This window comes from Methanobacterium sp., from assembly GCA_012838205.1.
In the GTDB taxonomy this organism is placed as follows: Archaea; Methanobacteriota; Methanobacteria; order Methanobacteriales; family Methanobacteriaceae; genus Methanobacterium.
Window position 1 is genome coordinate 26,075 of the sequence record DUPR01000033.1, and the last position, 22,314, is coordinate 48,388.

The window sequence follows — 22,314 nt, forward strand, 5'->3', positions numbered from 1 at the left end:
TATTTACAGTTTTTACGTTACAAACTAAAAATTTAGTAGTAATGTGAGAAAAGCATTAATTTTTCAAAAATTCTATTCACACATACCTAATTAACTGATATTAAATATAATAAATTGCTCTAACTACTATTCTAATATAATTATTATATAATTAACTATTCCCTAATATGGGCCAATGAAAATTGTTATAGAATTATTCAATCGTGATCCAAACGTCTTCTGAATGATTCAGCATGGGCGTATAATCCTTCATATTCTGCTAAAGGAATCACAACATCTTTAAGGCTGTTCAAACCATCCTTTGTTATTTTTTGTATTGTCGGTTTTTTCAGGAAAGATTCTGTTGATAATCCAGAGTACATCTTGGCGCAGAAAGCGGTGGGTAAGACATGGTTTGTTCCAGAACCATAATCACCAGCTGCAACAGGTGTTAAATCTCCCAAGAATATTGAAGCAGCATTTCTGATCTCGGGAACTATTTTTTCAGGATGTGATGTCATGATCATAAGGTGTTCTGGGGCATAATCATTAGAAAAATCTATAGCTTCTTGAATATCATCAACTACTACTATTAAGCCATTATTATCAAGAGATTCTCGGATAATGTCTTTTCTTTTCATAAGGGGGAGTTCTGACTGAATGTTAAGTTTAACTTTTTCTGCTAATTCAGAGGATGTGGTTACCAGTACGGAGGCTGATTGAGGGTCGTGTTCTGCTTGAGCCAACAGATCAATTGCGATATAATGGGGATTTCCAGTTTCATCAGCTATAATCAGGACTTCAGAAGGTCCTGCAGGGAAGTCAATATCTACTTGTCCGTAAACCATCTTTTTAGCGGCTGTTACGAAGATATTTCCTGGTCCAACAATTTTATCAACTTTTGCAATGGTTTCAGTACCGTAAGCCATGGCGGCAATGGCTTGCGCTCCTCCAACTTTGTACACTTTATCTGCACCGGCAAGATATGCTGTTGCCAGGATTACATCATCCACACCACCATTTTTATCCGGTGGTGTGCAACAGATTATTTCATCCACTCCCGCTACTTTGGCTGGGATTACGGTCATCAAAATACTTGAAGGATATGCGGCTCTTCCTCCAGGTATATAACATCCCACTTTTTCCAGTGGACGCACAATCTGCCCAGCATTAACTCCATTATCCACATCCATTGACCAGTCATTGGGTAATTGGGCTTGATGGAATTTTCTAATGTTTAGTGTTGCCTTTTTTATACTGCTCATTAATTCTGGGTCAACTTTTTTTACACTCTCTTTAAAATCGCCTTCATTTACTTGAAAATCATTTAAAGCAACACCATCGAATTTTTTTGTGTATTTACGGAGTGCATTGTCCTGATTTTTTTCCACATCACTAACAATATCTCGCACAGTCTCTAAAACTGAGTTCGAATCAATTTGGGAACGTTTTAATAATTTTATTCTATTTTGATTTTTTAATTGGAGAATTTTCATTGTATTACCGGTATTTTTTATTTTGTCTAAATTTAAGGGGATAATTTTTTTAGTATGATATTTCTTTTTCAGCGTGGATCAGTCAAAACCTTTATTTGCCACAACGGGCATAGATTAATTTACCCACTATGCCAAGCATTCGATTAATACTTAATATCTAGTGCTTATGGTTGCATGGGTATAGATTTTAGTACATAAGTTTATATATTGCTGTTGGTCGAATTAGTTTGTTAAAATAATTGTAGGTGTCTGGTAGATATGTACAAAGATGAGCTTATACAGTTACACCAATTTTTGGTATACGTTTTAAAGCATTTGGACCATGAATATGAGGTGAAGGACGAATGTAAGGATTATTTGTGCCTCAACATAAGTCCACATCACATTCACCGCACCAAAGCCGAACATAAATATGCTATTTTTGTATTGTCAAATTCTATTTCTGAGATAATTGCCACTAACAATGGGGGAAGTTCTTCTAATATTTCTAATGGTCTCTCAGAATTAGTAAAAAGGTCCAAAAAAGAACTAATACGGTTCCAAAACGAAGATACTTTAGCTATACAAAAAATTAAGATGTAAACATCCCTTGGCTGGTGATTAGAATGACTTCCTTATTGAAGATGCTATGTTTAATTGATGGTGAACATTATCTTCCTGTTACTAAATCAGCATTGAACACTCTTGACAGTCTTGAACATATTGAACTGGTTGCTGCTGTTTTTATTGGCGGCACAGAAAAGCTACGAGATGCTACACCTGAATCATTAGGTGATCAACTTGGATTGAAAGTTTATTTTGAAACGGATCATGATAAAATTCCTTACGATCTTATTGTGAAAGTTGCTGTGGATCACCAAGCCGATGTGGTTATGGATCTCAGTGATGAACCAGTAGTAGATTATTCTCAACGTTTTAAGATAGCATCATTGGTTCTGGAGCAGGGAATATGTTATGAGGGGCCTGATTTTTCATTCCAACCTCTGGATCAACATGATATTTTAGAAAAACCTTCACTAAAAATATTGGGAACAGGTAAACGTATTGGTAAAACTGCTGTATCTGCATATGCTGCACGTCTCATACACCAGAAACAATACAATCCATGTGTAGTAGCCATGGGCCGTGGTGGACCAGAAGAACCGGAAATTGTTCGAGGTGACCAGATTGAGATCACACCCCAGTATTTGATGGAACAATCTGAAAAGGGAGTTCATGCTGCCAGCGACCATTGGGAAGATGCCCTGATGAGTCGGATACTTACCATTGGATGTCGACGTTGTGGTGGAGGAATGTTAGGCCAAGTATTTATCACAAACATGAAACAAGGTGCTTTGAAAGCCAACGAAGTGGATTCGGATTTTGTGATAATGGAAGGTAGTGGAGCTGCCATACCTCCTATAAAAACTAATCGACATATCGTGCTTATAGGGGCAAACCAGCCCATAATTAATATTGAAAAGTTTTTCGGACCATACAGAATAAAACTGGCAGATCTGGCCATTATTACCATGTGCGAAGAACCCATGGCTAGCCCAGAGAAAGTTAAACGCATCGAAGAATATATTAAAGATGTCAACCCTGAAGCAACAGTAATCCCAACAGTTTTCCGCCCTAAACCACTAGATTCTGTGGATGGTAAACGTGTTTTATTTGCAACCACGGCACCGGATTCCATTAAAGATGTTTTAATTAAACATTTGGAAGAAGAACATAATTGCACTGTTGTTGGAACCACACCATACTTGTCCAATCGACCATTACTACAGAAAGACATCCAAAAATATATTGATGATGCCGATGTGATGCTCACAGAACTCAAAGCTGCAGCTGTTGATGTAGCTACTAAGGATGCATTAAATGCCGGTTTAGAAGTTGTTTACTGTGATAACATACCTCTAGTAATCAGGGATGAAGATAAACTTGATCCTGCCATCATTGATGTGGTGGATAAGGCTATTTTAGACTTCCAAAGTAAATAAATAGTTTTAAGATTTTATTTTTTTTTTACTTATTCTCTTTTTATTCTATTTTTCATTTGGTTGAATTAGTTATGATTATGGGTGTAAGTGGTGATTATTATTGGAAAATTCAGATTACAAAAAATTTGATTATGATAAACTAAAAAAACAGCTTTCATTTAACTTGGCTGAGAAAAAGGTTATTAAAGAGCTAAACATCCAACCCGACGCATTCATCCCTGTTTTGTTTTCACTTAAGTTTGGGGGTGATTGGAGTTTTAAAACGAGAGATTTAGCTGCTATGGCTGTTAAGGAGAAAATTACTCGTTACAATGAGGAAAAATGTGAGGGTTATACTCTGGAGAGAGTTACTCTATTTGTTAATCCTCAGGTTATATCCACAAAGGGCAAAGTCTTGAGACTGGAAAAATGTGGTAGTAAAAACGAACGTGAGCTAGTGGAAAGACCCTTTTATGTTAAGCTTGACGCAGAAAACATTATTCAAGCAGAGTTAAACCCAAAGGCAATGGTCATAACTCTTAAAAGAATAAATGGACCCATTAACTTTGAAGGATCAGCAGCATATGGGGTTTCTCATGAAATAGAGCACCTTACGGGTTGTGAACACACGGGTAAGTTTATCTGGGAATTTAAATACAATCTAGAATATTGACTATTAATTTTTACAGATAAAAGAATATTTCGAATAATGTTAAAAATTTACTTGCAACTCTTTGGTTGTGTGTTAATTTACTGCTTAGTTTAATGTTATCTTAAAAAAAACCCTTAATTGGGTATGTTTTTATAGTGGATTTAATTTTGTTCCAAAAACTTCTCTTCTTTGGATTTTACCATCTTTTCCATGGATGAACACTTCAACATTGTAGCGTTTTCCTTCTTTTTCTGCATATTCAATTGCATCTTTTTTATTTTCAAAGTTTGCAGAGGCTATTATAGCTCCATCTCTTTTAACATCCCATCCGCCTTGTTCACTTGTAATTACATGGATATTGGCAGCCATTTTATCACATTCCTTTATTTAATAATTTAACTGAAATATGTATTAAGTGTACTTAATAATTAATAAGTGTTGCTAAAATATTATAGAGTTGATTGGCAATTGTGGAAGCCTATATAACATTACATGTATTTTTTCGGATTGATTTTTTTCCCAATATCAGTTGTTTAAACTAAGATATAGCAAGATATTTATATAACCTCTAACCCACTGATAAATTACCAAATGAGAAAAAAAAGGAGATGATTAATGTGGCACAATTAGGCGGACAAGGTGGACAAGGACAACCTATTATTATAATGCCTGAAGGTTCTTCAAGAGTATTAGGAAGAGATGCTCAAAGAATGAACATTATGGCTGGAAAGATTCTCGCTGAGACTATCAGAACTACTCTTGGTCCTAAAGGAATGGACAAGATGTTAGTGGATGGTATGGGAGATATTGTAGTGACCAATGACGGTGCAACCATTCTCAAAGAAATGGACATCGAACACCCAGCAGCGAAAATGCTGGTGGAAGTAGCCAAAACCCAAGAAGATGAAGTGGGAGATGGAACAACCACCGCAGTAATAATTTCAGGCGAACTACTTAAAAAGGCAGAAGAACTCCTTGAACAGGAAATACACCCAACCACACTGGTAATGGGATACCGCAGAGCAGCTGCAAAGGCACATGAAATTTTAAATGAAATTGCCATGGATTCTAACGATAGTGAAACTCTTAAAATGGTTGCTATGACTGCTATGACTGGCAAAGGAACCGAAAAAGCTCGCGAACCCCTTGCTGAACTGGTGGTAAATGCAGTGATGCAAGTGGAAGACGATGGTAAAGTAGAGAAAGATCATATAAATATCCACAGAATACAAGGAGCAACAATCAACGACTCCAAGATAGTTAATGGGGTTGTTATTGACAAGGGCAGGGCTGATAATTCCATGCCAAAAAACATTGAAAACGCTAAAATCGCACTGTTGAAGTACCCAATAGAAGTTAAAGATCTAGAAACTGATGCCAAGATCAAACTCACCGACCCAACTCAAATGCAAGCCTTCATTGAACAGGAAGAGCAGATGGTTAAAGAAATGGTTGATAAAATCGTCCAAAGCGGTGCCAATGTTCTTTTCTGCCAGAAAGGTATTGATGATTTGGCATTACACCTTTTAGCACGTGAAGGAATCATTGCTGTTAAAAGGGTTAGAAAATCTGATATGGAACGCTTAGGCAAAGCTACAGGCGGGCAACTTGTAACAAACATTGATGAATTATCCTCAGAAGACCTTGGACTAGCCGGTAAGGTTTATGAGAAGAAAATCTTCGATGAAATACTGATCTTCGTTGAAGAATGCCACCAACCAAAAGCAGTGTCTCTTATTCTCCGTGGAAGTACCAGACACGTAGCCGAAGAAATTGAAAGAGCAGTTGAAGACGCTATCGGTGTGGTTGCTTCAACGGTTGAAGATGGAAAAGTTGTTGCAGGCGGTGGAGCACCTGAAATAGCCATTGCCAAAGGATTAAAAGAATATGCTGACACTATCAGTGGCAGAGAACAACTGGCAATAAATGCCTTTGCCGAAGCATTGGAAATTGTTCCTAAAACTCTTGCTGAAAATGCTGGACTTGACCAGATTGATGCCTTGGTAGATCTCCGGGCAGCCCATGAAAGTAATTTTTACATGGGACTGGATGTCTTTGAAGGTGAAGTTACTGATATGAAAGATGCTAATGTTATAGAGCCACACAGGGTCAAAAAACAAGCTATTCTATCAGCAGCTGAAGCCGCTGAGATGATTCTGCGAATTGATGATATGATTGCTTCCACCGGATCTTCTGAACCTGACATGGGTGGTATGGAAGGAATGGGTGGAATGCCTGGTGGAATGCCACCAATGTAAGTCATTGACTTACAACAATCTTTTTTTTTTATTTTAATTTTTAGCTTCTATTTTTTTTATAGAAATTATTCTATTTTGCAAATAATTATTCAATTAAGCGAATAATCAATTAATTATGAATATTTATTCAAATCCTTCTTATTTTCTTTTCTAATCTGGTAATATAATCTCAGGGAGCCTAACTTTTAAATACCAATAATATTAACATAGTTTTAGGTGAACCTAAATGTCATCTAAAAATGAAACATCATTAAGCGAAAACGCAGAAGAATACCTTGAAGTTCTATACAAACTATCACTGAAAGAGCGACCAGTGAAAACAACAAAAATAGCTAAAAAACTAGGCGTAACCCCTGCAAGCGCAACACAAATGATAAAAAAACTTGAAAGCAAAGGTTATCTCGAATATTCTCCCTATAAAGGAGTCACTCTCACTGAAGAAGGTTATTCAATTGCTTCGAATATCACCAGGAAGCATCGTCTTCTGGAAAGGTTTCTTCATGATGTACTTCACATAAAAAAGGAAAATGTCCATGATCAAGCTTGTGAAATGGAACATGCACTTTCTGATGACGCAGAAAGGGCAATATGCCAACTTCTGGAACAACCAGATGAATGTCCTGATGACCAGGAACTGATACCAGTCTGTGACTTTAAGTTCGAATCTTGTGAGGAATGTCTAAAAAGAAGACAAGAAGAAGTTAACGAGGTTGGTAAACGTGATAAGAATTTAGTATCTATTATTGACATGAAACGAAATGAAAAAGGGAAAGTTTCTTTCATTAGAGGGGATTATAAAGTTATTCGCCGATTAATGGACATGGGAATCACCATTGGAGTACAGATAAGTGTACTTGAACTGGCACCATTTAATGGGCCGGTAAAACTCCTGGTTCGTGGATCCAATCTTGCATTAGGAAGAGACATCGCAAAAAATGTGTTTGTAGAGATCATGAGGGATGATACCCCTGAAAATACGGGAGTTCTATCATATGGTTAGGTTTCCAACTTGTATTGAAAAAGAAGAATATGAAAAAAGCCTTTCAGAAAAAATACCATCTCAGAAAGAATGTGATGAGACAATTTCTTCTGAAACTTGTGATATTACTATAGCACTAGCAGGCAATGCAAACGTGGGAAAAAGTGTTATTTTTAACCATATAACTGGTTCTGATCAGGTAATCGGTAATTGGCCTGGAAAAACGGTTAAACGAGCTGAAGGAAATCTTTATCATCATGGCCAGAAAATCCACGTTATTGATCTGCCCGGAATATACTCTTTTTCAACCTTTTCCATGGAAGAAATCGTATCTAGAGAATATATAGCTCATGATCAACCAGATGTAGTTATTAATGTTCTGGATGCCTCAGTACTGGAGAGAAATCTTTTTTTTACATTACAGTTAATGGAAATGGATGTACCAATGGTGGTGTGCCTTAATCAGATGGACATTGCCCAACAGAAAGGTTTCCATATTTACGCCAATAAGTTAGAAAAAGCACTGGGTGTTCCAGTGGTTCCTACTGTTGCAGTCACAGGAAAAGGGTTACATAAACTCGTGCGAAAGGCAATTGAAGTTGCCAAAACACAAAAAAAGCGTGATTTTTATTTAGAGTATGGGGGTGAAGTTGAAAAAACAATTGGAAACCTTTCAACTTTTCTTGAATCTGAAAAGATAGATATTGGTTATTCCGCTAGATGGGTGGCTATTAAACTCCTGGAAAATGATCCTGAAATCAATTCAATGGTACAATCTGAGTCTGTCCGAGCTATACAGTATGCCAATCATCTAGCCCATGAATTGGAAAAAATTCATGATGAACCGTCCTTTGCAATAATAGCCTCAGAAAGATATGCATTGGCCAGTAAAATCGCAGCTGGTGCTCAAAAGCAGAAGAAGTTTAAAATGACTCCTTCGGAAAGATTAGATAAAATTCTCATCCACCCTATCTATGGCTATTTTACTTCTGCCTTGGTTATAGTTGGATTGTTAGTGTGGACTTTTGTTCTAGGAAATTTCATCTCAGATTTAATTACCAATGCAATGAATTTTTTCCAACCAGTTGATCCTGTATTATCAGGTCCAGTGACTGCTGTATTGTGGAATGGTGCCTTTGGGGGTTTAGTTGCTGGTTTAACTTTAATAGTTCCATTTGTTATTCCATTCTACATATTATTAGCATACATCCAAAACTCCGGTCTTTTAACCAGAGTGGCTTTTATGATGGATAGTTTTATGCAAAAGATAGGTTTGCATGGTAAAGCACTGATTCCCCTTATATTAGGGTATGGTTGTAGTGTTCCTGCTATTGACAGTACAAGAATTCTTGAAACTAAAAGAGAAAGATTATTAGCTGCTTTTGCCATAACATTTGCTCCATGTGCTGCTCGAACCATAATTATATTGAGTTTAGTAGCAGTGTTCGTCAGTATTTGGTGGGCGCTGGCACTTTATGTCTTGGATTTAATAATAATTTTTATAATGGGTAAGATTGCTCTTAAGACCATGCCTGGTGAGGCTCCTGGCCTGATTATGGAAATGCACTCTTTAAGGATTCCTTCATCTTCTGTAATTCTTAAAGACACTTGGAACCGCACTAAATCATTAGCTTACATGGTCTTCCCTGTTTTTATTGCAGGAAGTGCTTTGATCCAGTTTTTTTACGTGTTAGGATTATTAGAACCACTCAGTAATTTCATGGCTCCTTTAACTGTTGGTTGGTTAAAACTTCCCCTATTTGCAGGGGTGCTACTTATAGTGGGAATTGTACGTAAAGAATTTGTTTTAGTTACTTTGGTATCTTTTGTGGGTACTGATCTTTCCTTGGCACTAAATTCAGCACAGTTTATTGTTTTGGCATTGGTGGGCATGTTGTATCTGCCTTGCTTATCTACTCTTAGTATATTAATAAGGGAATTTGGATTAAAGGCAGCCAGTGTGATTTCTATAGCCAACTTGTTCACAGCCTTTCTGGTTGGGGGGATCGTGGCTCAAATATTATGGTTTTTCTTATAAATCCAATTTAATTTTTTTATTATTACTTAATTGACCAAACTATTTATAATGATTAATCATAATTTATAATGATTAATAATAGTAATATATATATACTAAGAAGTACTTAGTAATCATCACAATTAAAAACCAATTTAGATAGTTAAAAAAGGCGGGAGAAGAATGGTACGTGATACCACAGTCCTTCTTGACGAAAGACGGATTTTCGAACCAAGTGAAGAAATTAAAAAAAGAGCCAATGTTAAAGATTGGGAAGCTGAAATCGAAAAGGGCAAAAATGTGGAAAAATACTGGGCTGAGAAAGCAGAACAGTTTGAATGGTTCAAAAAATGGGACCAAGTAGTAGATGAATCCAACAAGCCATTTTACAAATGGTTCGTAGGGGGGAAGATTAATCTTACCTACAATGCTGTAGATCGTTGGATAAAAACCGAAAAAAGAAATCAAGTAGCAATTCTCTACATCAATGAAAGAGGGGAAGAGGAAAAAATAACATATTATGAACTATTTGTCCAAGTGAACAAACTGGCTAACGCCCTTAAAAATTTAGGGGTTAAAAAAGGAGACACTGTCTCTACATACATGCCAATGTGCCCAGAACTTTTAATAGCTCTACTAGCTTGTATTAAGATCGGTGCTGTGCACAGTGTTATATATTCTGGACTTAGTGTAGGGGCCTTTGTGGAACGTATCAATGATGCTAAAGCTAAAGTACTCTTCACTGCTGATGGAACTTATCGAAGAGGTAAAATCATCGATTTAAAACCAATCGCAGATGAAGCCATATTACAGTGTCCTACTGTTGAAACAATAATTGTGGTGAATCACACTGGAACACCAATTGAAATTTCTGAATTATCTGGTAGGGAAATATTCTATGATAGACTTTTGGATGGTGAACCATCATATTGTGAACCTGAACAAATGGATGCAGAAGATCCTTTATTCCTACTATACACTTCAGGAAGTACGGGAAAACCCAAAGGAGTCATGCACACCACTGCAGGTTACATGGTGGGTGCGGCTACCACCCTCCGAGATGTATTTGACATTCACAGTGATGATCTCTGGTGGTGTACTGGTGACATAGGTTGGATAACAGGACACAGTTATGTTCTGTATGGGCCACTCTTATTGGGAACCACCACTGTAGTCTATGAAGGAGCACCAGACTATCCTGATCCAGGTGTCTGGTGGAAGATTGTAGAAAAATATGGGGTTACCAAATTTTACACAGCACCTACAGCCATCCGTCACCTCATGCGATTCGGAACACGATACACAAACCTTTATAATCTGGACTCGCTCCGAATCCTGGGAACAGTTGGAGAACCAATTAACCCCGAAGCTTGGATGTGGTATTACAAAAATGTTGGCAAAGAAAGATGCCCGATAATGGATACTTGGTGGCAAACTGAAACTGGCATGCACTTAATATCACCACTACCGGTAGCACCTTTAAAACCAGGATCTGCAACCCGAGCACTCCCTGGAATTGAAGCTGATGTGGTTGATGAAGACGGAAACCCAGTACCTGAAGGCAAAGGAGGATACTTAGTAATCAAAAAACCATGGCCTGGCATGTTCCGTACATTATACAAAGACGAACAACGCTATAAAGATGCATATTGGAATGAATTCCCTGGTTGCATCTACAAAGCAGGAGACATGGTTCGTCAAGATGAAGACGGATATTTCTGGATACAGGGTCGAAGTGACGATGTCTTAAAGATTGCCGGACACCGTATAGGCTCTGCAGAAGTTGAATCTGCCTTTGTAGGGCACCCAGCTGTGGCTGAAGCAGCAGTAATTGGGAAATCTGATCCAATTAAAGGTGAAGTCATAAAGGCCTTCATTATCGTCAAAGAAGGATATGAACTCAAGACCCAACTCATTGAGGATCTTAAAAAACATGTACGTTATGAACTGGGACCAGTAGCAGTCTTGGGGGAAATAGTACAAGTTGATAAACTCCCTAAAACTAGGAGTGGTAAGATCATGAGAAGGATACTCCGAGCCCAGGAGATGGGTGAGGATCTGGGTGACACATCCACTCTGGAAGAATAATTAAAACACTACCATTAGAATATGAATAAATAGGAGTGATATAGTAAAGTTGAGGTAAATAAAACCCTTTGGGGTATGATATTATGGAAGAAAATAAAAAATTAGTCACAATAGAGGATTTAACAGCTAACCCAGCACCTCTTGGACTATTAGGGTTTGGTTTAACTACCGTGTTGTTAAACATACATAATGCTGGGCTTTTCCCAATGAATAGTATGATACTGGCAATGGGAATAGCCTATGGGGGTATTGCTCAGATTATGGCTTGTGCCATGGAATATAAAAAAGGTAACACTTTCGGAACTGTGGCCTTTGGATCATACGGGCTGTTCTGGTGGAGTTTTGTACTCCTCTTGGTACTTCCCAAAATGAACTTAGCTGCTGCCCCTGATAATCTGGCAGTCGCATCATATCTTACTATGTGGGGATTGTTTACTCTGGTAATGTTCATTGGAACACTAAAACTCAGCCGGGGACTGCAAGTAATCTTTGGAGCACTTGCAATTTTATTCTTCCTCTTGGCAATAGGTGATGTAACTGGCAATGCCACCATAGCTTTGATTGCAGGTTATGAAGGAATATTCACTGGATTTGCTGCAGTTTATGTTGGACTGGCTCAGGTCCTCAACGAAACCTATGGCAAGGATGTGTTACCCACCTAAATAGAAATCAGTTATCAAATTTATTTAAATAGCGCACCGCCTCCCAAAAGGCTATTTAAATAATAATATCCTTCTCCTGGCAAATGTTGGGGGAAGTCTATTTTTCTTTTTTTTCAATTGTTATAATCCAATAATCGTAGATGATACTCATCAAATAGTCATGTTATATTAATGTAACAAAAGAAAGATAGTAAATTAAACATCTATTAAAAACCCAAGAACTCCCTTTTAAATGGTTTTTTCATATTCTGCACTTCTTTCTCTTCTAATTTCAATTTTAACAAGCAAACATTTTATAGCTACTGTCCATTTCATTTTAATTTAATAAGTAGGTGAAACAGCCAAATATTTTATTTGAGGAAATATTTTATGAAAAATTAGTGCTTATATATTTTCCAAGTCTCTTTGCCAAAGATAAGATAGTTAAAACTGGAGGAGCACCAGGTGCACTTGGAAGAACACTAGCATCACAAACAAAAAGACCATCAATTTCTGTTTCCAAGTTATCATCTACAACTTCACCAATAGCAGCAGTTCCCCCTGGATGAGCACCCCTAGATGGGGTGGAAACTAGACTACTAGGATCAACTCCGGCTTCGGTTAGTATGGTCCCAGCAAGGGATGATCCTTCCGCAATTAGGCCCATATCACGAGGTGTGTTATTTTTTATTACCTTTTTGTCTTTAACACAACCTGATGTTTCATCTTTAATCTTCACCATCAGACCCAGAATGTCCTTTTCATGGAAACCACTTTTTCTCATCCGAGAATTGATTAAACCAGAATAGTGCGGGGATAATATAAATCCATCCCCTTTATACAATGCATTCATGGCTACTTCTTTGTGAAAGTTGATATCCTGAAGAATTCCACATACAGTGACAAAAGTATCAACAAAAAGTTGCTCACCTGCCACTAAACCAGCAGTACGGAGTAATCGTGGTGTTTCAATAGCACCAGCACACAGTATCACTATATCTGCCATATATTTTTGGTCATGGCTTATCACACCACTAATCTCCCCATCAGTTGTCACAATTTTGGTAACTGGTGAATTTTCTATTATCTCTGCTCCGAAATTTTTAGCCTCATTTAAATAGTTAAGTGAACTCCACTTGGCATTTCTAGGACATCCAAAAGTACATTTACCACAGGGGATGCATTTGTGTGAGTTGATAAATTTAGGCATTTTGTCCATGGATAAACCAATTGTAGAGGCAGCATCCATAATTTTTAATGTACCTTCACCAAAATGTGAGTCAGGAAGGGGCCCAACATTTAATTCATTTTCAAGTTCCTGAAATTCATTTTCCAAGTCAATACCTAATGATCTCAACTCATCCTGACAAGTTCTCACAGCATTACCTGCAGTCACCAGTGTAGTGCCCCCTAAGCAAGTAGTTTTCAGGAGTTCAACACCTGCATCAACGTTGTCGTAACACTGATGAGCATTTTCTGTTAGAATAGAACTTCCTTTTTCCAGTAATGTTACATTAATTCCACTAAATGCAAGTTCTCTGGCAACAGTTGCTCCTCCAGCACCTGAACCTGCCACAATCACATTTTTCATTTTTCTCAAGCCATTACCTAACCCTCATTGAAGGTTTCTTCTATGAAGTGTTCTTCTTTGGGGTTTGGTTTTTCGTTTAACAATTTTTTCACGGCGTTTGCGAGATTTTGGTCGTTTTGGCTTGTCTTGCAGTTTAAAAAGTTTATCTGCTAAATATCCCCCAATGGCACCCATCAATCCATAAATCATCAAACCTAAAAAAAAACCCAAGATGAGGGTGAATAAACCTTCAATAGCATAGCCTAAACCGATTACTAATGGACTGGGAAGTTGGTATGGGATATTAGGAGTTGTGAATATGGATATTACAAAATAAATGAGGTACAGTGCAGCTGCAGCCATTGTTCCTACCTTATAATTTGCATCTTCATCATTGGTTAGATATGTCGCCACAAAGCCAACTAAAACTAGGGCAAATATTCCTCCAAAATTTAGAAATGCTAAGATGAGACCAAGAATTATGCTGCAAAAAACAGCTAGCTCAACATCAAAGTTAGGCATCTAACACATTCCTCACTAGAAACTTTTCAATATTTTATCCAATAATCACTAATCTTATGTTTTCTATTTATATTAGACTTTATAAGGATTTTCCATAGATCCCATTTGTAACTATTAATTATAATGTGATTTATCATTTTAGTTGTAAAGACAAAATTTAATAGAATAAAAAAACCAGAAATAATATGATGACTGTTAATTCACCAAAAATCACTCGTAGTGTGGAAGATTACTTGGAAACAATGTATTCACTGGAGCAAGAAAAGGGCACCATCCGGGTGAAAGATGTGGCCCAAAACTTGGGAATCAAACCGCCCAGTGTTGTTGAAGCAGTTAAAAAACTATCCCAGATGAACATGGTTTCGTATGAACGTTACGGTACCATAAAATTAAAAGATGAGGGATTTAGGATTGGAGAGATTATCAGTGGCAGACATCAACTTCTTAAAGATTTTCTGATGCTGTTGGGAGTGGATGAGGAAGTTGCTGAAAAGGATGCTTGTTCCATGGAACATGTCATGGATGTTTCCACTCTGAATAAGTTTAAAAAATTCATTGAATTCACTGATGCCCATACCGATGCTTATGATTTCATAGAACAATATCGAGAATATTCCAAAAAATGAGAAAATATGGGGTTTGTTTGATTTAGTAGGCTAAAAAAAATGGTGGAGGGGGGTATATGCGTATTTTTGATAGAAGTTTTAACCCAGACGTAGATAAACTCGCACTTGAACATGATATTGATGGACTGATCAAGACCCTGAAAAAAGGCAATAAGAAAAATCGGGCCTTAGCAGCCAGGGCATTGGGAAGATTCAAGGAAAAAAAGGTATGTCAAGCCTTAACTGATGCATTGGAAGATGGAGATCCTGATGTTCGATGGAACTCTGCTACTTCTCTTGGAAAAATCGGGACAGTTGAGGCTACACCATTCCTTCTAAAGACACTTCATGATGAAAAATGGTATGTACGTCAACATGCTGCCGAGGCACTGGGTGAAATTGGTGATGAAACTGCGTTACTACCTCTTTTAAATTCATTAAAGGATAAAAAAATTAGAAACAATGTAGCAATTGCACTTGGCAATTTAGGGGATAATCGAGCAGTTGATCAATTACTGGAATCACTCAATGATGAAGACTTCAGTTTCCGAAGCGCTGCTGAAGAAGCACTAGGGATGATTGGCGATGAAAAGGCAGTTCCTGCTCTTATTGAGGCATTACAAGATGATAATGTTAGCGTTAGAAGGCATGCTGCAGGGGCGCTGGGTAAAATTGGTGATAAAAGGGCTATTAAGCCTCTCCTAGCAGCTATGGATGATGAAAAATGGTACGTTCGCTTGCAAGTAGAAGAGGCCTTACAAGAGCTTAATGAACGTTTAAAAAAGGAATAAGATCTAGATTTTTTTATACTCTTCTTAAATGATTATGATGGCGGTTTAATCTTAAATTTCCCTATTATCTTTATTATTAATCATGATGTGTTCAAAGAAATTCTCTAATTTTTTCAGCAATTTTATTTCGCACATCTTCAGATATATTTTTAGGTGGACGGGGGCGCATGTAACCAAAATGAGGATCCTCAAAAGTGTGACCAGCAAATTTCACTGGATGATTGTATCTGGGAATAAAATGCCAATGCAAGTGAGGATCCAAAGTATCTTCCAAGTAAAATGTATTCATGAGGCAACCCCAGTTAAATAATGTAGCATCAAATGCTGTTGTCACTGCTTTTTCCATCCGCTCAAGAAGTTGTATGAAATCTTGCCATTCAGAATCTTTAAGACCGGACAAAGTCTTTTTGTCCCGATTTAACGCAACCACACATGTTGCCAAATTGCTCTGATTGGGGGCCAGATACACTATCCAGTGTTCAGTCTGGAAGATTGGGTCTCCGAAGTTATAATCTTCTAATTTTTCACAGTAAGGACATTCAATAGTCATAATCATTTCTCCCATGAATCATTAGTAAAATGGATGTTACTGGAATAATGGTCAAAGTTTTGTTTAAAAAACGTACCATTCTACATTTATTTCATTTAATTCCGTATTTTTGAATTTCCTATAATTTGGAAAGTATGAAAGAGATGGCAAAGCCAATGACCGTAACCATTCCCGCCAAGTTATGGGTTTTTGAGAATGCTTCAGGAATCATGGTATCCACTAACATGGCCAGGATTCCCCCTGCAGCCACGGCTAAGGTTATTGCTGTTAATTCCACTGGTAAATGACTGAAAACAGAAAAACCCACCAGTGAAGATAAAGATGTTATAACCACTATAGAAAACCATAACGAAAAGATTTTAATAGGTTTCCATCCAGTTTTTTTCATTCCCTTTGTACTGGAAAGTCCTTCAGGTATGTTAGAAAGGAATATAGCTATTACTGTCGCTATACTGACCATTCCCCCACTGATCATGGTTAAACCTATAGCTATGGACTCGGGAACACCATCAATAACTGAACCAACAGCTATGGCCACTGCATTACTATTTTCATTATCATCTTCAGGTTTATCAGATCTTTTACGGTGTTTGGCACCTTTACGTGCCAAGTAGATGTTGGCAATTGTGAAAATAGTGGCACCTAAAAAGAATCCAGTCACTAAATGTATTGGTCCACCGAGAGTATAAGCATCGTCTAAAAGTTCGAAAGACACAGCAGACATGAGAACACCAGCTCCAAAGGCCATAATTGAGGCTACCAAGCGTTGAGGCAACTTGATAAAATAGCCTAATAAGGCTCCCAAAAGCAGGGCAGAACCAGCAACACATCCCCATATAGCAGCCATTAACATACCCGAAAACATAAGATCACTTGAACTTTTTAATTTTGCCTTGTATAGTATTATTGTACCAACAACAATATTGGTTCATTCCCAGCAAATACTATATTTCTGGAACAAATAATTATATCTAAGTGAAGGCATCGGATAGCATTAGATGGGAGAATAATATGGTAACTGGAACAGTCAAAACAGCAGCATCAACTAGATCACTCCAAAAATTGAGTCTGTTTTTAGTGGCTGTCAGTTCATTTTTAATTCCTTTCATGGGATCATCCCTTAGCATTGCTCTTCCACTTATCCAGAACGATCTTGCTGTTGATATTTTAGTACTGGGATGGATTCCCACAGCATTCACACTTGCTAACGCTGCACTGGTCTTACCCTTCGGTAGATTGGCAGATATTCACGGTCGCAAGAAAGTTTTCACCTTTGGAATAACCATCTACACCCTTGCATCATTTTTAGCTGTTTTTTCTAGTACGGGGTTGATGCTTATTTTTTTCAGCTTCTTGCAAGGAGTGGGTTGTGCAATGATTTTTGCCACTGGAGTTGCTCTTCTTATTTCCATTTTCCCCAAAAAACATAGAGGCGAAGTTCTAGGAATTTACCTTACCGCAGTTTATATTGGATTGTTTTTAGGCCCTCTTCTAGGGGGCTTCTTGGCACATAATTTGGGTTGGATGAGCATATTCTTGGCCAATGTTCCTATTGGCCTTTTCTTGTTATCATTAATCCTGACTAAGTTTCGAGGGGAATGGAAAAGTGCTGATGGGGAAAAATTCGACCGGTTAGGCTCACTGATTTATATATTTTCCCTTTCAGTTTTAATGTATGGTATTTCAACCATGAATGAGGTTTTAGGGAAAGCATTTCTCATCCTAGGGTTTGCCAGCATCATACTCTTTTTAATCATTGAAAAACGTTCTTCAAATCCAATAATTCCTTTGAATATATTTAAAAACAGGATAACCAGTTTTTCTGGGGTGGCCCTTTTCCTGGTCACAGTTTCCACTTCCGCCATGTGGACTTTAATCAGCCTCTACTTACAAGAACTAAGGGGACTGAATCCCCTGACTACCGCACTTATTTTAGCAGTACAACCACTAGCAGTGGCTGTTTTATCACCATTGGTGGGGCGTATGGTGGATGTCAATAATAATAAAGCAGTGAATATTATTGGAGCCATCATATCCACTGCTGGTCTTTTCACACTTTCATTTTTAGGTGAGAAATCATCTTTAATTCAACTAGCCATTGGTTTATTAATGGTTGGTAGTGGTATGGGCTTATTCACCGCCCCTACCAATCGAAATTTCCTCCAGTCCATATCCAGCAAATATTATGGTGTTGGTTCAGCAACTATGTCTACCATGGTTTTTATAGGTCAAACAGTTAGTTTAGGCGTTCTACTTTCAATATTAACTAGGTATATGGGTACAGTTCAATTATTACCTCCTGTTTATCCTGTTTTTATGGAAGGATTGCAATTTTCATTTTTAATATTCGCAGCAACTTGTGCTATTGGAGTGGTGGTTTCACTGATAGTTCGAGAAAAAATGAAATTTCAAGCACAATCTTTATTAAAAAAATAAAAAAATGGTATCGAATCCTAAATTGGCCGGAGTTCTATTATACTCGTTTTTAATACATAAAAAAATAAATCAAAAATGGAATATACAACCAAAATTAATAAATGACATTATATAACTTAGATTAAGATTGTGGTGGAGAATATGACTGAAAATAATGGATGCAGTGTTAATCAGGAGAAGATTAAAAAATTTTTGAAAAAAATTTTTGAAGAAAAAAAGGCCAAGAAATCTGAATTTATAGGGGATATAATCGTTAGTATAATCCTACTCTACATTGTAAATAACTTGTTATCTTGGAATATCAGCTTCATCGCATCTTCTTTCCAAGATGTTTTATGGATTTTCAACATTTCAATAGGTGCAACAATTATTGTTAATATCATTTTCTTAGCTTATCATCCAGGATGGTTCCGCAGCATTACACAGATAGTTTTAAATGCACTGTCTTTTTATGTCTGTTACTCCTTATATACCATATTTCCATTCATTTTTAGCCAAACAGCCTACGTCATCATCGTTAAAATGATTCTTCTCGGAGCGATGGTCGTATTAGTAATAACCAGTCTAGTTGAAGTTCTTAAACTCATTGTAAACATCACTAGGCAATGACCTCCACTCCCTATTTAATTTTCTAAAAATCCCTATTAAAATCGATTAAAATAAACATAATACAGCATAAAATTTGATGGATACATATTTGTAAAAAAAAATAGTTTTTATTCTAAAAATGATTGAGTATGGTATTCAGCTTCGATTTTGATAGCATTAATTAGTTCTTCTATTGATTCATCTTCCCACGGTTCTTCTGTATTTACAAAAACGTTGAAATAAATGTTAGAACCGTCAAAATTAACGTCATAATCTTCAAAATTATTTATTAAGTTCTGATTTAGCCTAGAACGTTCTTCCAAAGATAATTTAACAATAAGGCGTACTTCCCATCCATTATTTATTTCTTTTACTAAATCAACATTTATTTGCATCTTAACTTCTCCATAACAATCCAAAAAATACTTGCTTTCACTGACATTTTTGGTTTCAACAATTTAATCATCAAATTTTGTTTCAACCGAATTTTTAAGGCTTATTAATTTTTAGTGAACGTTTAAACCCTTGAAAAACATCTTTAACTGATCTTAAGAGGGGATTTTTTACTTTTATGGGAGTTTTCATTTTTTCCAGACGATCGATTCGGAAGTATATTGGAGGGTGAGGATCGAAATTTATCCACTTAGGGAAGCGGGTTGGTGCAATCCTTTCAGCCAGGAGGCGGTTATAACCAATTTTTCGCAGTGCCTCGGCCAGAACATGGGGTTCGCCAATTTTCATGGCCGATAGAAGATCTGCCCTGGTTTCAAAGAATTTGGCTATGAAAAATATAAGCCCCATTACCAAAATCAGATATACCAAAGGAGATAAGACTACAATCGGATATAGGATGGTAAATCGGAGTATGAATTCCAATGAAATGATGCTGAAAAGTATGAAAGGATCTCTTCCTGATAAGTGGCCCATTTCATGACCAATAACTGACAATATTTCATTTTCTTCCAACTGAACTAAAAGCCCGGTGGTGATAAGCACCAAACCCCTGTTGGGGCTGGGACCAGTTGCAGCGGCATTGGCAATCATTGTATTACTTAATGCAACTTTAGGCATCTTAATATTGAATTTGTTAGAAGCTTCCTTAACTATGCTGTAAACATCAACAACTTTGGAAACACGAATTTTTGCATTGCATTTGAAACCATATTCTGCGAAAACATCTTCACCTAGCTCACAAGTAGGTTCCCGGCCCACAGCAAGGCTTTTTTTGTAAATTTTTTCTTTCATCTTAATGATCATATCTTTACCAAATTTTTCCTGAAATTTAAGAAATTCTTCCAATGGGAGTTGGTACTCCAAGATATGAACCCGGGGGTTTTCAGGGGTGATCTTCCAATCACTAGTACCTAACAAAATCTGGTCTGAAAAGAGCATAATAACTAATTGAATGGTTAATATCCCAATAATACCCATTACAATTCCTAATGAAAGAAATAGTGTAATGTTAACCGCGAAAAATAGGATGTAGATCAAGATCATGTTACTTCCAAAAATACGAAATGAAAATTTTTTCCTACGAGTTGGAGGTGATTCTGGGATGATTTTTTCCCCTTCAACCCAAGCAAAGTAAAGTGTGGCTTGGCGTATTGTGTCTTCGTAAAATTGTACAGTAATGAGGAGTTTTTCTTTAATTAAGTCCATCTTTTTGGTGATATTGATATTATGGGGACAATTAACAGGTGTCATCTTCACTTTGAAGGGGTTTGTTGCTTGAACTTCCACCAAAACTTCCCATTTCTCTGTTTCATTTATTGCTGTGAAATTAAGATGTGCCACACTATTTTTAAAGGTCTTTTTAGTATTATGATAGTATTTTCCTTGAGGCTTAAGGAAATATTCTTCAATAAAATTTAAAGCTTCCTCCAAATGTATATCTGAAAGCTCAGTGGTTATGGTGTAATATTTTGGTAACATTTTATTCCCCAATATTGGCATAATGAAAAAAATAAACGTTCTCAACATATATTTTGTAAACCATAATTAATGAAATTAATCCACAAAGAAAAAACAGAATTTTATATCTTTAAATCCTCCTATGGCCTTTTGATATTATTTTTCTGCAAATATCTATTTGTAAATAAAAAATTTTAGGTGGACTGTCTGCTAAATTGTAAAAACACCCTCCATCATATGTTTATTATTAAATATAGTTCTTAAATTATGATAATCGTCAATTATTTTTATTGTTATCTCTGAAATTCATATTATGAAATTAGTTGAAGAAAAAAATCCAGATACCGAACGGGTATTGGAAATTTTAACGGAAGGATTATCAAAAAGGGCTTTTATAACAATTCTGGCGTCTTGTCGGGTTTATTATGATGGTAGAGCAACCAGTCGTCTGGAATTAGGAGATAGAGTTATCATAATAAAATCTGATGGATCTTTTATCATCCACCAGGATCGCAACCTGGAACCAGTAAACTGGCAACCACCTAAGACTAAGGTCACTGCTAGAATTCATCAAGGAATGGTTAAAGTAAGAGGAGTAAGGAGAACCCCCTCTGAATCATTGGAAGTGGAAATACTACAAACTCATATGATTTCTTATTTCATAGGAGAAGATTCAGAAAGTCTCCAACTGGCAGGTTATGAGGCAGATATGGGAGATCTCATATTCAAGGATCCGGAGGTTATTGAAAAAGGGTTCAGACCAACATCAAGGGAATACCATACACCTCAAGGATTCATTGATATATTAGGCAAAGACCTAGATGGAAATATCACAATTTTAGAGTTAAAAAGCAGAAAAGCAGGTACTAACGCTGTTAAACAGTTAAGACGCTATGTAGACTGTTTCTGTGACCACAAAGAAAAGGTAAGGGGATTATTAATTGCACCTTCAATCACTGATGATGCAATGGAGTTATTGGAAGAACAGGGAATGGAGTTTAAGGCTCTTGAACCTCCCAGGGAATTAGGAAATCAGAAAATTGTCACACTGGAAAACTTTCTAGGCCACAGTAGTTCATGAATATTTGGATAACAATAAAACCAAAAAAAAAACAATTAATTATTCTCAAAAAAAAAATTGGTGAATGTGATAGTATAATATTTGGTCAGGGATTATTTCAGCATGGATTAGCACTACACTAGTTTAACTTACTTCAAAGAAACCCACACAGAAACAACTAGCACCTTCAAAACTTCGTTGAAATATTGC

21 protein-coding genes are annotated in these 22,314 nt (G+C 36.8%); 13 read left to right on the forward strand and 8 right to left on the reverse strand.

The window, feature by feature from the left end; translation table 11 throughout:
- Positions 1–197 precede the first annotated feature (197 nt).
- Positions 198–1,475: a histidinol dehydrogenase gene (gene hisD / locus GXZ72_05065; protein ID HHT18911.1), complete on the reverse strand. Its 1,278-nt coding sequence runs from the start codon at positions 1,473–1,475 to the stop codon at positions 198–200.
- A gap of 258 nt (positions 1,476–1,733) precedes the next feature.
- Here hisD and GXZ72_05070 point away from each other — a divergent pair, with 258 nt between their 5' ends.
- The 3 genes from GXZ72_05070 (at position 1,734) to GXZ72_05080 (ending at position 4,109) form a co-directional block, all read left to right on the forward strand.
- The gene (locus tag GXZ72_05070) at positions 1,734–2,057 is read left to right on the forward strand and encodes a UPF0058 family protein (GenBank protein ID HHT18912.1); all 324 of its coding nucleotides are present in this window, start codon (positions 1,734–1,736) and stop codon (positions 2,055–2,057) included.
- A gap of 23 nt (positions 2,058–2,080) precedes the next feature.
- Positions 2,081–3,457, forward strand: coding sequence for a 2,3-diphosphoglycerate synthetase (locus tag GXZ72_05075; protein HHT18913.1), 1,377 nt, complete (start codon positions 2,081–2,083; stop codon positions 3,455–3,457).
- Positions 3,458–3,557: 100 nt separating this feature from the next.
- Complete coding sequence (locus GXZ72_05080) at positions 3,558–4,109, forward strand: hypothetical protein (GenBank protein ID HHT18914.1); 552 nt, start codon at positions 3,558–3,560, stop codon at positions 4,107–4,109.
- A 129-nt stretch (positions 4,110–4,238) separates the two neighbouring features.
- Here the strand turns inward: GXZ72_05080 and GXZ72_05085 are convergent, their stop codons facing one another.
- A complete protein-coding gene (locus tag GXZ72_05085; GenBank protein ID HHT18915.1) occupies positions 4,239–4,457 on the reverse strand; it encodes a DUF2188 domain-containing protein in 219 nt (72 codons plus the stop codon).
- A 239-nt stretch (positions 4,458–4,696) separates the two neighbouring features.
- On the opposite strand from GXZ72_05085, the gene GXZ72_05090 reads away from it, so the two are divergent.
- The 5 genes from GXZ72_05090 to GXZ72_05110 all read left to right on the forward strand — a co-directional run bounded on the left by GXZ72_05090 (position 4,697) and on the right by GXZ72_05110 (position 12,092).
- On the forward strand, positions 4,697–6,346 hold the full coding sequence (locus tag GXZ72_05090) for a thermosome subunit (protein HHT18916.1): 1,650 nt from the start codon (positions 4,697–4,699) through the stop codon (positions 6,344–6,346).
- 226 nt (positions 6,347–6,572) lie between these two features.
- Complete coding sequence (locus tag GXZ72_05095) at positions 6,573–7,346, forward strand: metal-dependent transcriptional regulator (protein HHT18917.1); 774 nt, start codon at positions 6,573–6,575, stop codon at positions 7,344–7,346.
- Positions 7,339–9,363, forward strand: coding sequence for a ferrous iron transport protein B (gene feoB / locus GXZ72_05100; protein HHT18918.1), 2,025 nt, complete (start codon positions 7,339–7,341; stop codon positions 9,361–9,363). The genes GXZ72_05095 and feoB overlap by 8 nt, the downstream gene beginning before the upstream one ends.
- Before the next feature lie 162 nt (positions 9,364–9,525).
- The gene (acs, locus tag GXZ72_05105) at positions 9,526–11,430 is read left to right on the forward strand and encodes an acetate--CoA ligase (GenBank protein HHT18919.1); all 1,905 of its coding nucleotides are present in this window, start codon (positions 9,526–9,528) and stop codon (positions 11,428–11,430) included.
- Between the two features lie 83 nt (positions 11,431–11,513).
- Positions 11,514–12,092, forward strand: a complete 579-nt coding sequence (locus tag GXZ72_05110; GenBank protein HHT18920.1) for an acetate uptake transporter — start codon at positions 11,514–11,516, stop codon at positions 12,090–12,092.
- A 367-nt stretch (positions 12,093–12,459) separates the two neighbouring features.
- On the opposite strand, the gene GXZ72_05115 is transcribed toward GXZ72_05110, so the two are convergent.
- Complete coding sequence (locus tag GXZ72_05115; protein ID HHT18921.1) at positions 12,460–13,662, reverse strand: GMC family oxidoreductase; 1,203 nt, start codon at positions 13,660–13,662, stop codon at positions 12,460–12,462.
- 24 nt (positions 13,663–13,686) lie between these two features.
- Complete coding sequence (locus GXZ72_05120) at positions 13,687–14,163, reverse strand: hypothetical protein (GenBank protein ID HHT18922.1); 477 nt, start codon at positions 14,161–14,163, stop codon at positions 13,687–13,689.
- Between the two features lie 188 nt (positions 14,164–14,351).
- Between GXZ72_05120 and GXZ72_05125 the strand changes: the two genes are divergently transcribed.
- Together GXZ72_05125 and GXZ72_05130 are read left to right on the forward strand one after the other, a co-directional pair.
- A complete protein-coding gene (locus GXZ72_05125) occupies positions 14,352–14,789 on the forward strand; it encodes a metal-dependent transcriptional regulator (protein ID HHT18923.1) in 438 nt (145 codons plus the stop codon).
- A gap of 56 nt (positions 14,790–14,845) precedes the next feature.
- Entirely contained in the window at positions 14,846–15,559 is a 714-nt protein-coding gene (locus tag GXZ72_05130) for a HEAT repeat domain-containing protein (GenBank protein ID HHT18924.1), read from the forward strand.
- A gap of 91 nt (positions 15,560–15,650) precedes the next feature.
- On the opposite strand, the gene GXZ72_05135 is transcribed toward GXZ72_05130, so the two are convergent.
- Positions 15,651–16,109: an HIT family protein gene (locus GXZ72_05135; protein ID HHT18925.1), complete on the reverse strand. Its 459-nt coding sequence runs from the start codon at positions 16,107–16,109 to the stop codon at positions 15,651–15,653.
- Between the two features lie 118 nt (positions 16,110–16,227).
- On the reverse strand, positions 16,228–16,974 hold the full coding sequence (locus tag GXZ72_05140) for a ZIP family metal transporter (GenBank protein HHT18926.1): 747 nt from the start codon (positions 16,972–16,974) through the stop codon (positions 16,228–16,230).
- A 146-nt stretch (positions 16,975–17,120) separates the two neighbouring features.
- Here GXZ72_05140 and GXZ72_05145 point away from each other — a divergent pair, with 146 nt between their 5' ends.
- Positions 17,121–18,545, forward strand: a complete 1,425-nt coding sequence (locus GXZ72_05145) for an MFS transporter (GenBank protein HHT18927.1) — start codon at positions 17,121–17,123, stop codon at positions 18,543–18,545.
- Positions 18,546–18,686: 141 nt separating this feature from the next.
- Positions 18,687–19,154: a hypothetical protein gene (locus GXZ72_05150; GenBank protein ID HHT18928.1), complete on the forward strand. Its 468-nt coding sequence runs from the start codon at positions 18,687–18,689 to the stop codon at positions 19,152–19,154.
- 107 nt (positions 19,155–19,261) lie between these two features.
- Here GXZ72_05150 and GXZ72_05155 read toward each other — a convergent pair whose 3' ends face one another.
- Both GXZ72_05155 and GXZ72_05160 read right to left on the reverse strand, forming a co-directional pair.
- Positions 19,262–19,528: a hypothetical protein gene (locus tag GXZ72_05155; protein ID HHT18929.1), complete on the reverse strand. Its 267-nt coding sequence runs from the start codon at positions 19,526–19,528 to the stop codon at positions 19,262–19,264.
- A 94-nt stretch (positions 19,529–19,622) separates the two neighbouring features.
- Positions 19,623–21,065 (reverse strand): M48 family metalloprotease, encoded by a 1,443-nt coding sequence (locus GXZ72_05160; protein HHT18930.1) that lies wholly within the window; start codon positions 21,063–21,065, stop codon positions 19,623–19,625.
- Between the two features lie 292 nt (positions 21,066–21,357).
- Here GXZ72_05160 and nucS point away from each other — a divergent pair, with 292 nt between their 5' ends.
- On the forward strand, positions 21,358–22,125 hold the full coding sequence (gene nucS, locus GXZ72_05165; GenBank protein ID HHT18931.1) for an endonuclease NucS: 768 nt from the start codon (positions 21,358–21,360) through the stop codon (positions 22,123–22,125).
- Positions 22,126–22,314: the final 189 nt, after the last annotated feature.

What these genes read in the sequence shown, in the direction of transcription:
- hisD (HHT18911.1), bottom strand. Translation starts at nt 1,475, where the DNA reads ATGAAAATTCTCCAATTAAAAAATCAAAATAGAATAAAATTATTAAAA.
- GXZ72_05070 (HHT18912.1), top strand. Translation starts at nt 1,734, where the DNA reads ATGTACAAAGATGAGCTTATACAGTTACACCAATTTTTGGTATACGTT.
- GXZ72_05075 (HHT18913.1), top strand. Translation starts at nt 2,081, where the DNA reads ATGACTTCCTTATTGAAGATGCTATGTTTAATTGATGGTGAACATTAT.
- GXZ72_05085 (HHT18915.1), bottom strand. Translation starts at nt 4,457, where the DNA reads ATGGCTGCCAATATCCATGTAATTACAAGTGAACAAGGCGGATGGGAT.
- GXZ72_05090 (HHT18916.1), top strand. Translation starts at nt 4,697, where the DNA reads ATGATTAATGTGGCACAATTAGGCGGACAAGGTGGACAAGGACAACCT.
- GXZ72_05095 (HHT18917.1), top strand. Translation starts at nt 6,573, where the DNA reads ATGTCATCTAAAAATGAAACATCATTAAGCGAAAACGCAGAAGAATAC.
- feoB (HHT18918.1), top strand. Translation starts at nt 7,339, where the DNA reads ATGGTTAGGTTTCCAACTTGTATTGAAAAAGAAGAATATGAAAAAAGC.
- acs (HHT18919.1), top strand. Translation starts at nt 9,526, where the DNA reads ATGGTACGTGATACCACAGTCCTTCTTGACGAAAGACGGATTTTCGAA.
- GXZ72_05110 (HHT18920.1), top strand. Translation starts at nt 11,514, where the DNA reads ATGGAAGAAAATAAAAAATTAGTCACAATAGAGGATTTAACAGCTAAC.
- GXZ72_05115 (HHT18921.1), bottom strand. Translation starts at nt 13,662, where the DNA reads ATGAAAAATGTGATTGTGGCAGGTTCAGGTGCTGGAGGAGCAACTGTT.
- GXZ72_05120 (HHT18922.1), bottom strand. Translation starts at nt 14,163, where the DNA reads ATGCCTAACTTTGATGTTGAGCTAGCTGTTTTTTGCAGCATAATTCTT.
- GXZ72_05125 (HHT18923.1), top strand. Translation starts at nt 14,352, where the DNA reads ATGACTGTTAATTCACCAAAAATCACTCGTAGTGTGGAAGATTACTTG.
- GXZ72_05130 (HHT18924.1), top strand. Translation starts at nt 14,846, where the DNA reads ATGCGTATTTTTGATAGAAGTTTTAACCCAGACGTAGATAAACTCGCA.
- GXZ72_05135 (HHT18925.1), bottom strand. Translation starts at nt 16,109, where the DNA reads ATGACTATTGAATGTCCTTACTGTGAAAAATTAGAAGATTATAACTTC.
- GXZ72_05140 (HHT18926.1), bottom strand. Translation starts at nt 16,974, where the DNA reads ATGTTTTCGGGTATGTTAATGGCTGCTATATGGGGATGTGTTGCTGGT.
- GXZ72_05145 (HHT18927.1), top strand. Translation starts at nt 17,121, where the DNA reads ATGGTAACTGGAACAGTCAAAACAGCAGCATCAACTAGATCACTCCAA.
- GXZ72_05150 (HHT18928.1), top strand. Translation starts at nt 18,687, where the DNA reads ATGACTGAAAATAATGGATGCAGTGTTAATCAGGAGAAGATTAAAAAA.
- GXZ72_05155 (HHT18929.1), bottom strand. Translation starts at nt 19,528, where the DNA reads ATGCAAATAAATGTTGATTTAGTAAAAGAAATAAATAATGGATGGGAA.
- GXZ72_05160 (HHT18930.1), bottom strand. Translation starts at nt 21,065, where the DNA reads ATGTTACCAAAATATTACACCATAACCACTGAGCTTTCAGATATACAT.
- nucS (HHT18931.1), top strand. Translation starts at nt 21,358, where the DNA reads ATGAAATTAGTTGAAGAAAAAAATCCAGATACCGAACGGGTATTGGAA.